At 57.5% G+C, this 12675-nt stretch carries 15 protein-coding genes; 9 read left to right on the plus strand and 6 right to left on the minus strand.

The annotated features are described in order from the left end of the window. Positions 1-17 precede the first annotated feature (17 nt). The 8 genes from FHT85_RS26535 (at position 18) to FHT85_RS26575 (ending at position 6901) form a co-directional block, all read left to right on the plus strand. On the plus strand, positions 18-632 hold the full coding sequence (locus tag FHT85_RS26535; RefSeq protein WP_112412193.1) for a PAS domain S-box protein: 615 nt from the start codon (positions 18-20) through the stop codon (positions 630-632). 162 nt (positions 633-794) lie between these two features. Beyond that, positions 795-1250, plus strand: a complete 456-nt coding sequence (locus FHT85_RS31040) for a hypothetical protein (RefSeq protein WP_409527355.1) — start codon at positions 795-797, stop codon at positions 1248-1250. Between the two features lie 806 nt (positions 1251-2056). Then, on the plus strand, positions 2057-2365 hold the full coding sequence (locus FHT85_RS26545; RefSeq protein ID WP_112339583.1) for a PepSY domain-containing protein: 309 nt from the start codon (positions 2057-2059) through the stop codon (positions 2363-2365). Positions 2366-2390: 25 nt separating this feature from the next. Further along, a complete protein-coding gene (locus FHT85_RS26550) occupies positions 2391-2999 on the plus strand; it encodes a general stress protein (RefSeq protein WP_112412194.1) in 609 nt (202 codons plus the stop codon). Positions 3000-3673: 674 nt separating this feature from the next. Further along, positions 3674-5113, plus strand: a complete 1440-nt coding sequence (locus tag FHT85_RS26560) for an ATPase domain-containing protein (protein ID WP_183774530.1) — start codon at positions 3674-3676, stop codon at positions 5111-5113. A 6-nt stretch (positions 5114-5119) separates the two neighbouring features. Continuing rightward, on the plus strand, positions 5120-6160 hold the full coding sequence (locus FHT85_RS26565; protein ID WP_183774533.1) for a sensor histidine kinase: 1041 nt from the start codon (positions 5120-5122) through the stop codon (positions 6158-6160). A 14-nt stretch (positions 6161-6174) separates the two neighbouring features. Then, positions 6175-6564 (plus strand): response regulator, encoded by a 390-nt coding sequence (locus FHT85_RS26570; protein WP_183774536.1) that lies wholly within the window; start codon positions 6175-6177, stop codon positions 6562-6564. Positions 6565-6700: 136 nt separating this feature from the next. Further along, positions 6701-6901, plus strand: coding sequence for a DUF1236 domain-containing protein (locus FHT85_RS26575; protein ID WP_312861363.1), 201 nt, complete (start codon positions 6701-6703; stop codon positions 6899-6901). A 256-nt stretch (positions 6902-7157) separates the two neighbouring features. Here the strand turns inward: FHT85_RS26575 and FHT85_RS26580 are convergent, their stop codons facing one another. From FHT85_RS26580 to FHT85_RS26605, 6 genes are all read right to left on the minus strand, one after another. Next, on the minus strand, positions 7158-7478 hold the full coding sequence (locus tag FHT85_RS26580; protein ID WP_183774538.1) for a low affinity iron permease family protein: 321 nt from the start codon (positions 7476-7478) through the stop codon (positions 7158-7160). Between the two features lie 671 nt (positions 7479-8149). Beyond that, positions 8150-8479, minus strand: coding sequence for a helix-turn-helix transcriptional regulator (locus FHT85_RS26585; RefSeq protein WP_183774541.1), 330 nt, complete (start codon positions 8477-8479; stop codon positions 8150-8152). Between the two features lie 209 nt (positions 8480-8688). Then, on the minus strand, positions 8689-8928 hold the full coding sequence (locus tag FHT85_RS26590) for a hypothetical protein (RefSeq protein ID WP_183774544.1): 240 nt from the start codon (positions 8926-8928) through the stop codon (positions 8689-8691). 984 nt (positions 8929-9912) lie between these two features. Then, the gene (locus FHT85_RS26595; protein WP_183774547.1) at positions 9913-10152 is read right to left on the minus strand and encodes a hypothetical protein; all 240 of its coding nucleotides are present in this window, start codon (positions 10150-10152) and stop codon (positions 9913-9915) included. A gap of 685 nt (positions 10153-10837) precedes the next feature. Next, positions 10838-11704, minus strand: a complete 867-nt coding sequence (locus FHT85_RS26600) for a DUF1236 domain-containing protein (RefSeq protein WP_183774549.1) — start codon at positions 11702-11704, stop codon at positions 10838-10840. A gap of 102 nt (positions 11705-11806) precedes the next feature. Then, entirely contained in the window at positions 11807-12202 is a 396-nt protein-coding gene (locus FHT85_RS26605; RefSeq protein ID WP_112412202.1) for a DUF1236 domain-containing protein, read from the minus strand. Between the two features lie 233 nt (positions 12203-12435). Between FHT85_RS26605 and FHT85_RS26610 the strand changes: the two genes are divergently transcribed. Then, a complete protein-coding gene (locus FHT85_RS26610; protein ID WP_183774551.1) occupies positions 12436-12660 on the plus strand; it encodes a hypothetical protein in 225 nt (74 codons plus the stop codon). Positions 12661-12675: the final 15 nt, after the last annotated feature.

The following is a 12675-nucleotide window of genomic DNA, read 5'->3' on the forward strand; positions in this document are numbered from 1 at the left end:
GCATGCTGGAGTAGGCGATGAGCGCCGCGATGGCTGGAGATCAGGCGCTCCGCGAAGCGCTCGACGAGCTCGCCGCTGCCATCTACGTCACCGACGCCGACGGAGTGATCACCTACTTCAACCGGGCGTGCATCGACTTCACCGGTCGTCGGCCCGAGGTCGCAAAGGACCGCTGGTGCGTTACCTGGCGCCTTTACACCAATGCCGGCGACTTCCTGCCTCATGACGAATGCCCAATGGCGGTGGCGATCAATACCCAGCGGCCGATCCGCGGCGTGACGGCAGTGGCGGAAAGGCCGGACGGAACGCGTGTGAACTTTCGACCTTATCCGACCCCGATTTTTGACAGAGATGGCAGGTTTGCAGGGGCGGTCAACCTGCTGGAAGATGTCACAAACGAAGTACACGCCAACGATTTCCAGGCTCAGGCGCGACGCTGCCGGCGCCTGGCCAATGGGGTGGCGGATGATTTCGCGGCGGATAGCCTGAACCGCATGGCCGATGAATATGAAGCCAAAGCAGCGGAGCTACTCAGACATAGGCCCTTCGCACCCAGCGGTGATGCCGGCGGACTGCCGCAGGAGGACGCCACAGAACCGGTTGGCGACAGCTGTCGTCGTGGGCGCGGGTAGCGCCCTCGCAGGGCTGATCTAGGCGTATCCGGGCCGCTTTATGGGAGATCGAACTTCCGTTCGATCGCTTTGAAGCCCCGCTGGAAGATAGACATTCACCACTTTGTGCGCCCCGCTGGAACCGAAGCGAGCTCGGGAGGTTTCCCTTTGAAGGAGACCGCCATGACCGAGAAAAAGAAAATCGTTAAGGTGAACGTGATGACAGACAACGGCGAGGAAGTGCCGATGGGCATCATGAACGCCACCCAAGCGACCAAGCTTTCAGATGATCTCGATGTTGTCGTTTCCCACCATGATGGCGAGGCAGATACTGCGGACCGTGAAGAATTGAAACCCGTGGCGAGTCACGACGCGGGAGAGCATGTATTTCCGTCACCGACAACCCACATGGAGGGGGACCGCGCCAAGGAGGCGCAGACTGTCGTCCGCGACGAACTGGACAGCCTCATCGCATCGGCTAATGAAGCCGGCTGGGGCACGCATGAAATTGTTGCGGCGATCCGAGAGGCAGCAAGGCTTCTCGTGATAGCGAATGCCGCCGATCCTGATCCTGCCGAAGATCCGGTTACCAGCGATCTTGCTCGCCATCAGATCGGTCATGGCGAACAGTACGATTAGACGATCGGCACTATTTATCATCGCGATTATCGTGTCCTGACGGGTCGCTTTTCGAGCTGACGGGCGTATCGGCCTCTCGCTCGGTCTCTTCATGCTGATACCCGCTCGTTGCCAATAGCCGGGATGGCGCTTGAGAGCCTGCCTTCCTCCTCCCAGATCCTGTAGGCACGGCTCGCGGCGCTTCTCGTCATTCTTTTCTTCGTTGCCGGCCATTGAAGTTCCTCCTTTCTCCTGAAAATGGTTTGGTTGCTCTCGAGCAGGCCGGTCGTAAGGGCATCTCTTGCGTCAGGTCGTCGAAGGAAAGTATTTTGCTCTTTGCCGCCATGAGCAAATCGAGCTCGGTCGAAGAAGGCCCGAACCGACAAACAGATCCTCGGCCGTCGTGTCATCGAGTCCGCATTTCTTTTGGAAATCCACCAAACAAAAGCGCACGCCTCTTGTCGGCCGGCACCGTTCGAAAGAACGTTCTGTCTCCGTCTTTGAATGACCCTCCTAATTCCGATGCAAGCAACTCGATCGATGAGCTGAACGTTCCTTTGAGAACGAAATATTGTGCACGCGCAAAGATTAGTGCGGCTTGAGAGCTACGGCAGCGGCACCTCTGACTGTGGAGACAATTTGCTAGCGGCTTTATTGATCTACTTGTTCTATGGCCACGTTGCTTAATCGTTCGCGCGTGGTGGAACCGACCAGACTACCCTTGGAATTCGTCGCCACCTTTCGTCCCGGGCGAGGCCGGTCATCATAACGTGCGGAACAAATTGAGCTTTCTCTTGTTCGACTAGTGTAACAGGAGGAAACTTCCCATGAAGAGATCCATCTTCGCCGCCACACTTCTTCTTTCTGCGACGGCAGCCTTGGCCCAGAGCCAGACGCCATCGACGTCCCAGACAACTCCGGCAGTCAATACGGGTCAGAACCCAGGAGCGCCGGTTGCTGGCAAGAACAGCTTTACAGAAGACCAGGCCAAATCCCGCATCGAAGCCGCAGGCTACACCGACGTCACGGCTCTCAAACTGGATGACCAGGGCGTTTGGCGAGCGACTGCCAAAAAGGACGGCAAGGATACAGGCGTATCTCTGGACTTCCAGGGCAACGTCACGATGGCCAAGTAACGAATTGAGAACAAGGAGACGCGATATGCGCACCATTACCGGACTCTATGACAGTTATGACGACGCCAAGGCTGCGGTGAAATCTCTCGAGGATGCAGGCGTGCCATCCGACGACATCAGCATCGTGACAAACAAGGCAAATGGCGTCGACGTCGAAGGGCAGGGCACTTACGCAGCCGAGGGGGCAGGAACAGGTGCCGGCGTCGGCGCTGTTGCCGGTGGGGCCGGCGGTCTTTTGGCCGGCCTTGGCATGATGGCCATCCCCGGCGTCGGCCCCGTTGTCGCGGCGGGCTGGCTCGCGGCCACTGCCGCGGGAGCGGTAGCCGGAGCTGTCGCCGGCGGTGCCGTCGGCGGTATCGTCGGGGCGATGATCAGCGAAGGCGTCCCGGAAGACGAGGCGCATGTCTACGCGGAAGGCATCCGTCGCGGAGGTTCGGTTGTGACCGCAAGGGTCGACGAGGCAAAGCTGCCGCAGGCCCAGGCAATCCTCACCCAGTCGCGGCCCGTCGATATAGCATCCCGTCGGGCGCTCTATGCGGACGAGGGCTGGACACGCTTCGACGAGACGGCCGAACCCTATACGGCTGAGCAGATCGAAGCCGAGCGTCAGCGATATCGCATGAACCGGCTCTGAAAAGCACGGCAGTTCGAAGGCAAAAGGGCGTCCGCGGCAGCGGGCGCCTTTGCACGAATTTCCTGCGCGATAATCATCCATGATCGAAACTGCGACGCCTTGCGCAGGAGCGGTAGGAACTTCTGGTGGGGGAAATGCGCCATGGCGTGAAGAATCTGTTCGCGCTGGCGAGTGCGATCGCATCGATAAGCGCAAGAGCGCCCGGAAGTGTTGATGATATGTACCGGCTATTCAATCTCGACCGACATCGCTGGCGCGTGCCCATGAACTGGCCATGACGGTCAAGCCAGAAGATCATACCGGCGTATCGGAGACGAGACTGGCAGCAATCAGGCTTGTCGGTGCTGCTTGGCATACCGCTTGCGAAGTTGAGATCATAATTGTTGTGCATCTCACTTACGTGACGTGCAAGGTTCGGCTCCGCTTCGTTTTCGTTTCTTCGTTCCCGCCTCAGCCAAATTATAGCCACCCTCCATGCTCGCGAAAAAGTGGCGTCTTCCACGCACCGAAGTAAGAAAGCCAGAGGGTCTGCCTTCTCTTCGAAATAGCAATTTGCGTTTGACCAAGCTTCGGAAGGCAGGCGGTCTGCCCGCATGGTTATTGCACAGCTCAGGAACTCTATATCGTGATCGGGCGTTGTACGTCGTCAATTTACGCGTACGCGAGAGGTGAACGTGGTCGAGAGCAAGAAGGTGACTGTAGTGAGTTCCGGGATTTCCGGGCTGGACGAAATACTCCGCGGAGGTCTGCCCGCATCAAATCTCTATATCGTTCAGGGTGCGCCGGGGTCAGGCAAGACGACCGCAGCGTTGCAATTCCTCCGTGCCGGTGCGGCGAACGGAGAGCGCTGCATTTATGTCAGCCTGTCTCAGACAAGGGCAGAGCTGGAGGCGATCGCCCTGTCCCACGGCTGGACGCTTGAGGGCATCCGGGTGGAAGAGCTCGCGGCTTCAGATTCGATCCAGGGAGCGAGCGACCAGTCGATTTTTCAGACGGCGGAACTCCGTCTGGATGAGACACGGAAGATGATCGAAACCGCGATTGAGGAGCATAAACCCAGCCGATTGGTCTATGACTCACTGCTGGAAATACGGTTGATCACCGGCGATTCACCCCGCTTTCGTCGTGAGCTGATCGCTTTCAAGGCGTTTCTTGCCAAACGCGACATTGTGGCTCTGCTGCTTGACACCCAAACACCAGAGACCGATCGAACAGGCGAAGAGGTCGATGGCATTGCTCACGGCGTCATTCGTCTCGACAAATCGCTTGAGGAATATGGCTCGGTCCGCCGCCGCGTCGAGGTCAGTAAGATGCGCGGTGTGCCTGTCGCCGACGGCTATCACGACATGGCGATCCGCGAAGGCGAGGGCGTAGTCGTGTTCCCGCGGATCATACCGGGCGCCGTGGCGAGAACGGTCGAGCCGCAGTTAATCAAGTCCGGCGTGGATACGCTCGATGAAATGTTCGGTGGCGGGCAGGAATCGGGAACCACCACCCTCGTCATAGGTCAGGCGGGCACCGGTAAATCAACCATGGCCTCGCTCTATGCGACCGCAGCTCTCAAACGAGGTGAAAGTGTGGGCCTGTTTCTGTTCGAGGAACGAATAGAGACTTTCTTCCGGCGCTCGGAAGGATTGGGCATGGATCTGCGCCAATTTCACAAGGATGGTCAGCTGATCATCCGGGATTTCAACCCTAATGAGATCTCGCCGGGTGAGTTCGGCCAGATCGTCCAGCAAGCGGTGAGCAGTGAAAGAGTGAAGGTCGTCGTCATCGATAGCTTCACGGGATATCTGAATTCATTGCCGCATCGTGAGAAGGCGGTCCTCGACATCCAATCGCTCCTGAAATTTCTCGCGCGCGCAGGTGTGCTTACCATGCTCATCGTCGCTCAACACGGTCTGCTCGGACAAGGGATTGGTATTGATGTCGATGTAAGTTTTCTGGGCGACACGGTGCTGCTGCTGCGAATTACCGAGCATGAGGGTAGGCTGCGGCGCAGCATCACTGTCGTGAAGAAACGGCACGGTCCGCATGATCTCGACGTCCGGGAATTGTTCATTCAAAGCTCCGGCGTCACGGTGGTCTCATATAACCCGATTCCGGAGGCCTGATCGCTCGTGGCCGTGAATGACAGCCATCTCGACTGGGTTTTGGTCATCGCGCCCTATCGGCGCGACGCCGAACATTTGGAGACGCTCCTGGCTCAGAACGGTGTAGCGGTGCGGCGGGCGGAGGGCTTGGAACAGTTGATGGCGCTGTTAGCACAAACACCTGGCGTCCTTGTTACCACCCAGGAGGCGCTTGATCCGGAGGTGCAGGAGGCGATTGGTCGCCACCTCGTCGAGCAGCCAGAATGGTCGGAGATGCCTATTCTCATCCTATTGGATCGGATGGTTCCTCCGACCCGCGTCCGGGCTAAGCTGTCAGCCGTTTGGCCCCGCTCACGGCAACTCTACTACCAACGTCCGGTGACAATGCTCGAATTGCTGAGTGGCGTTCAATCGAGCCTGCTTGCGCGCCTGCGCCAGCGCGATGTGCGGGACCACATTGAGCGCGAGAGCGAACTTCGGCGTGAGCTCAATCATCGCGTGAAGAACATTCTCTCCAGCATTTCTTCAATCTTCCAGATGACCCGTCGGCGTGCAGTTTCGCTGGATGAGTTCGCCGATGATTTCGCCGGTCGGCTTGCCGCTCTTGCCAACGTACATTCCGCAGTGTTTCAGGCCAACGGCGATGCAGCCCAGTTCTCCCATATTGTCGAATTAACCTTCAGCCCATATCGGGCGAAAGGCGCGGATCGCATTAGTTTCAAGGGGCCGGAAATCTTGCTGAGTGCCGAAGCCGCAACGACGCTGGCCTTGTGCTTCCATGAGCTTGCGACAAATGCGCTTAAATATGGCGCCCTCTTAAAACCAGAGGGCCGGATCAGTCTGACGTGGTCCGTCTCACAAGATGGTAACCTGGATCTTGAATGGCTTGAGAGAGGAGGTCCGCCAGTGTCGGAACCTAAAAGGAGCGGATATGGAACACGCTACATCCGCTCGGCGTTATACAACCTCTTTGGCACGCCGCCCACCATCCTGTTCCATCCGCAGGGGCTAAGCTGTACTCAGATCGGTCCGCTTGCGCGCGTGTCACCCAAGGACCTTCAGCTCTAGGAGGCTTGTTAGCCATGGCATCTTCGGCGCCTCCGTTGCGCATATTCTGTGTTGAAGACAATCCACTGATCATTTTTCAAATGGAGGCCATGATAGAGGATTTGGGCCATATCTTTGCGGGCTCGGCCATAAGCTTCGCCGATCTTGTTAAAAGACAGGACCTCGGCCGACTCGACGGCGTGCTGGTGGATATCGATCTTGCTGATGGACGCACTGGCCCTGATGCGGCGATCTGGCTTTCCCGGCAGGGGATTCCAAGCATCTTCGTCACAGGTCAGGAGGCGCTCGCAGCGGCGTATTCGCAAGTGGTGCTTGCAATTATGGGCAAGCCGGTGTCCGAGATTGAACTCGCAGAAAAGCTGGAGCTATTCAGGGACACCAACCCCTGTAGCCGAGGACGCTGACAAATCACGTGCGACATAAAGCGTTGCTGGTTTGCCATGGTCTCTGTCGGTCTGAGGCCGAGGCTCATAGCCTTTGCGGCATCCTTGCCGATCACAAAGCTTGTCGGCAGCGCGATCGCCCCGCCGCCGGAGAAAAGTGGTCACTTACGTTCAGGAGCAGCCCCTATCCTCCACCGAGGCCGTCGTGCAAGACCAAATCGTCGTCGGTCGCGCCCTTCCGGAAACAATTGTCGTCACGCCGGTCCCCGACAACCCAACCTACGCCTATGCTGTGGTAAACCACAAACGTGTCATCTTCCAATCGAAGACGCGTAAGGTCGTTCGCATCCCAGAATAGTGCCCACAGGGGCCTCCGAAAGAGCTGTGTCCCTGCGTCAGAGGTTCCGCTCTTGCGATGCCGTCGGAGGCGTATGACAACGTCTCGTTCCCGGACTTCGTCGGACGCGACTACATGCGAAAGGTACGAGGACGTCGGCATTGCCACGGCTTTCAAGGTAGACCTGGAAGGAATGGGAAGGACTGACCCGCTTGGCAACGTGACGGCCATGCAGTGCCGACTGCAGTGGTCGTCCCGGGCGATGGTGCGAACGGCGCTAGTCGGAGCTTGTGTGCTGATCGCGGAACGCCTCGATCTGTTCCGGTTCCTTTTCGTCTAGCTGGGTGATGTCGTTGCGGGCGTCGCCGTGAACGTGGAGAAGTTCGTCAAGCTTGGCGTGGATGGCTTGCGTGTCTCGATGTTCGGCGCGCTGGATAAACAATGTCATGATCCAGGTGATGAGCGTAGCGAGGCCGTGCCATTCCAGCGTCTCGGGACTGAAGAGCAGCCAGGACACGCCGTAAATGGCGACGATCACAAACGCATATGGGCTCGCCGTCCAGGTGCCCAGATCTGTCAACAATGAACGAAATCGCATTAAGCATCTCCGATCTTCGTGAAGATGGAACCCTTGGGACGTGCTTGTGTTCCGATTTTGGAAATCCTGCGAAGTGCAATCGATTTGCTCGGCTAGGAGACGCAAGGTTGCGTGAGAGCTCTTGATCCGCGGAAGGTCGGTCGGCATCACAAATCGGCTATCGCTTGCGAATGAGCGCGATCTGGAGGAGCCGGCGGATGCTCGAGCGAACAACTGCTGTGAAACGGCCCAACATCGAACTGTTAGGCGATCTGGACCTTACTCGATCTCGTTTGTTTCATAGACACTGGGCTCTTAACGAGGGGCGCACTCTTCCGTGTAAATGGGCCGGAGGACCCTAAAGGCGTTGGTATCCCGGAATGAATGATAAGGCTCAGCCTCCCGCGGTGATCCTTACCGCACCGGATTCCAATTCGGCTAGGTGGCTCTTCACCTGCTCGATGTGAAACATGAGCTTGGCGCGCTGGTCTTCCCCCCAAATCTCTATCTTTGCTCTCGCGCCACCGCCGGACCTTGCACTCATAGTACCAATCAAACAACCAATCACGTGCTGTTGCCGCCGGCGCTCGCGCCGGAAAGCCCTTTTATTTTTCCTGGGTGTGGTGGTGTGCTGGCGGAGCTGGGCACCAGATGAAGGCAATTGCGGGGAGCTTGAGCGGACAAGGCCGAACCTAACCGCCGGCGCCGGGCGGCGCGTCGTTCTCTAAGTTCTCGGGGTACTGGACAACCTCACTTTCGTCCATATCGATCGCAACACCACTGGGTTTGCGCAGTAAGACGCCGGGGCCGGACGCAACGTCGCCAGCCTCTAGGAACGTCACCCCGGCCGTTTCGAGGACGGTGCGGACTGCGGCCACATCATTCTGCATACCGGCAGCCTGGCCTTCGCATGCTTCCATGCGTTTCAGCGTCGGAACTGAGATATTCGCAGCGAGAGCGAGTGCTGCTTGCGACATGCCGATGAGCGCTCGAGCCGCCGAAATCTGCCTGCCAGATAGCATTTTATGGTCCTTGAGTCTCAGAAATATCCAAAGGTGTTAAGCAGCGCATCTGGATGCGACTCCAGCGATGGCTATGGCATGCAAAGGGTGTACTCACAACCAGAGAGGCTTACTGGTTGGCGTACCGCTCCTTGAAGCAGGGTGAGATAAACGAGTTCGCACGATGTGCCGCGACGCGAATGGCGCACGGAGCGTGCCACCAATCCCTATCACCACCATCGAGAATCATTTGACGACGCATCGCGCCCGAGAACGTAGCCAATCGCGAAGGCGAGAGCGCCAATCGTAAGGACAATTCCCGTTGCTGTGTGCGGATGCTCAGCAGCGCCCGCAACCACTGCGGTGCTCTCACGGATAATAGCGTCCTTCGCATCCTTTGCGACCATCCGGGCGCCCGTCGGTTGTTCTGCGGGTGTCCCTGTGAAGCCGGCACTGAGTTCGTCGGTCATGATGTTTCTCCTTCTTCTGTGGGAAGGAGAACCCGCGCGCCCCAGGGAAGTTCCCGTGACGTGGCTGGGTGGGACAGGTGTTTTAGCGGCATCTGTAAAAATCGCTCGAAGCGACGACATCCTAGTGGCATGGCTAAGCCACTGCGCTGAAGTTCCTTCAGAACATGCGCGAATTCGATGTGCGCCCGCTAGGGGCTTGGAAACCGTATCGGAAATTCGGAGCGCTACCACCTATTATACCAAGATCAAGAGCGCCAAAGGTTCCAAATCTTAAAATTAACGCCTTGCGGGGGTAGCCCCGCTTGCTTCGAGAAATGCGTGCGTTCGCTTGGGGCTTGGCCGAAGTTGTCTGCATGGCAGTCGGGGGCAAACCAGAATCTGCCGACGCTGGGATCAAAGGTAACGCGTAGCATTACATGGCCTTGGCAGTCCGCCCAAAGGCGGGAAAGCGGAGAAAGCCGGCGGGCAGGGGATTAACGACATTCAGGGCCGCTGGGGGATGGTTTACCAAATCTTCTGTCAGTTTGGCAGCCTTGTCGGCTTGTTTCACAAGTTCTACAGTTCGGTCCCCAAGCATATTAGCGATGTTAGGCGAAAGCTACGGCAAAGGCAGTTTCAGGAAATTTCCCCAATTTGGAATATTGTCTCACACGTAATCAGCGGCGGCGATCGCAATATAGACCACACTGGAAAACGGATAACTCGAAACATTCCCAGCGACCTCCGGCTGAACATAAAAGTTATCTGGTGGATTACACGCGTCAGAAAAGGTGGCGACGGTCCCAGCGGACCCGCACGAAGACGGTTTTCGCGCCCCGATCGGCATAGATGCTGGCCGCTATCATGGAGTCTTGCGACGCGCTACGAACCCGTTGCGCTGACCACGACGCCGCCCCACGGCAACTAGCGGAAAAACTCGGGCCCTAGCGCTCCAACTTTAGGACAGCGATCTGATATGCGCCTTCCTACCGTTATGGCTGCAATTCAGTGGGTAGAGACTTTCTCGTTGGCAAGAAGAATAACGTAGTCTTCTGAAGCGTCGGCCAAAGCTAGAGCAATTTCTTCCACCAAAAATCCTTCCCGCTGTAAATTATCGATCAACTCGGTCATAGCGATTTCGACACGAGCGCGCGTGGCGCGCCGCGGAACTGCGGATGTGACATTATTATTGCTATCTAAACTCATTTTCAGATCCCTATTGAAAGACATGAGCGTCAGGAACATTACGCATATGCTGCAAATTATGCAAGTATAGACCGAATAATTGAAAAATCTATGACAACTACCTGTTGTAATATTTAGCGCTTTAATTTTCCAGTACGAAACTATACTTAGGTATCAATGCGAAACCGGCGCAGGGGGCGGTTCAGGGGCGGCGGCACGATAGCGTTTATTGTACGTTATGGCGCTCGCGGGTTGAAGGAGTCGTATTCGATCCGGCCAAACCGGTGCAGAATAGTCGTTCAGGCAGGAAACTCATGCAGGCCTACTTTCGTCAACGCGGATAACGGTGAAATTCGTTAGCTCGTGACGCGGGGCCGATCTCGGCGATCATGGTCGCATTTCTGCTTCGTGGCCTGGGCTGACTGCCATCTGGAGCCCCATATCGGCACGGCATGAATCGGTCCGGTCAAGCATCAGCTTGTTAAGAGGAAGATTGGAAAGATGGGCCATCAACAAATAGCCGGCGCCGAAATCGGGGGATCAAGGCCCTGCAGATTGAGCCGGAACCCACACGCGAGCCGGCGCTTGATGAGCTGATGACAGCGCGAGGGTGGCGACAATTGCGACCATTGCAATCAGGATGGCGACGATGGGAAGGGCCGTCCCAGGTGGCTTGTTTTCATGGAGGGTCATTGATTGCTCCGGGGGGCCGGCGGTGCGTATGGCACCGCCGGATAACGCTGGTTTAGGCGTCGATGATAAAGACAATTGTTAAAGCCTCCGGATCGACGATGACGATTCGGCCGTCTGCAAGGATGAAGAAGCGATAACCTTCATATTGCGGAACGATCTTCACGATGCGTGGCGGCAGTGTCTCGAGCCGGACCTTCTTCGGGATTTTCACTCCGACGGAGACAGTGAAATCGACGTCCTTCACCGGCGCAACATGGACCTCCTTCACCGCCGTCCGAATTTCGGTCTGCTGTTCGACAGAAATGTTGACGTTAGTCTTGGCGGTCGTCTGGTTGTTGGTGGCCGTATTGTTGACGTTGGTTTCGGACGAGCTCTTGTTTGTCGTCGTCGCGTTCTGATCGGTGGATTGCTTGGTTGCATCGCCGCTCTGCACGTTGGCGCCGCCGCTTGTGCCTTCTGCAGGCTTGGCGTTTTGTATACCGCTCTTCGTGCCTGTGGCGTCCGTCCCGCTGTTGTCCGTCATACCGGATTTGGCGGCGGGCTTCTGTTTATTGGTGGTGTCGGCACCGGCGTCTCGCGCGCCCGGCTTGGTTTCCGTCGATGACTTGCCGGGTTCAGTTCCGCTGGTCGAGCTATTGGTCGATGGCTGTTCGACGTTCTTTTGAGTGTCGGAACCTTTACCGGCCTTTTGCTGCGATGACTGACCCTTGCCCTGTGAGCAGGATCCCGAAGCGTCGGAGGTGCAGTCTACGCCGGTTTTGCCCGAGTTGGTCTGGGAACCGGTGTCCATGCTTTGGGAGTCAGATTGGGCCTGGCCGCCACTTTTCGTATCCTGCTGGGCCATGGCTGACAGTGTTGCCACGGGCGATATGCTGAGCGACAGTGTTGCAAGAAGTATAGTGAGATGGCTGCTCTTCATGATCGATCTCAAAGGTTTCGGCACAGCATGCGGCCCGCATTTCTCATGCGCCGCATGCGTGTCCTTATGGTGGGAAGGAGGGCGGCTGCTGCCGCCGGTCGGTTACTGGATGACCTGGATGACCTTCCGCGAGGAAGGTTCGACGATGACACGCTCGTCGTTGACGATTGCATAGGCATACTTCGGATCGTCGGGAATCGGGGTTACGACGACGGTCTCCGGGAGAGGCTGTCCGACAACCACCTTTTCCTTCACCACGACTCGTTTAGTCGGGGCGGGCGCCTGCTGGACATAAGTTACCACCTTCTGCGGCGGCGGATCGATTGCGGTGCCGATCGCTGCGCCGGCGACGCCACCGACAGCTGCGCCAGCCGGGCCGCCGACAATCGCTCCGGTGACTGCGCCACCGGCCGCACCGTTGACCGTCGAGGATTGGGCAAAGGCAGATGTCGATGCCAGCAGGATACCCGTGGCAATGCCTACAACTTTGATATTCATGTTTTTTCCTCCTTTTCCGCGGTTGGAACCGCTGGAGAATTAACCCTCGGATGGAGCCAGAGTTCCCCGCTAAGACTTCGTGCCCCCGAACAGTCAGACCTTAGTCCTGGTGCGCTTGGTCCCTCCCGTTGATCAAGCCCTTTCGTGTCGTGATGCCTACCTTCGAAGCGCTGATCAGCACTCAGCCGCCCCCTTAAAAGCGGCTTGGCGCTGAGATCGCCCGCTCGTTCACGATGGAGAACGGCACGAAGCTCACGCCGAAGCTCGGACTGACCGGCGGCTATTCTGCCATGGATGGGAGCGGCGTCTTCGCCGCCGTTACCGCCGGGGTCTTGCTGCAGACCCAGGACTTCTGGATGCTCGACACAAGCCTGCTCTTCAACATCGAAGGCGACGAACAGAAGTCCATGGGCGCAAAGTCGCGGCATCCAAGAAGTTTTGAGGAGAACTGTGACTGACGTGGGAGACCGGAT

Origin of the sequence: Rhizobium sp. BK312 (genome assembly GCF_014193605.1) — a bacterium.
Classification (GTDB): Bacteria; Pseudomonadota; Alphaproteobacteria; order Rhizobiales; family Rhizobiaceae; genus Rhizobium.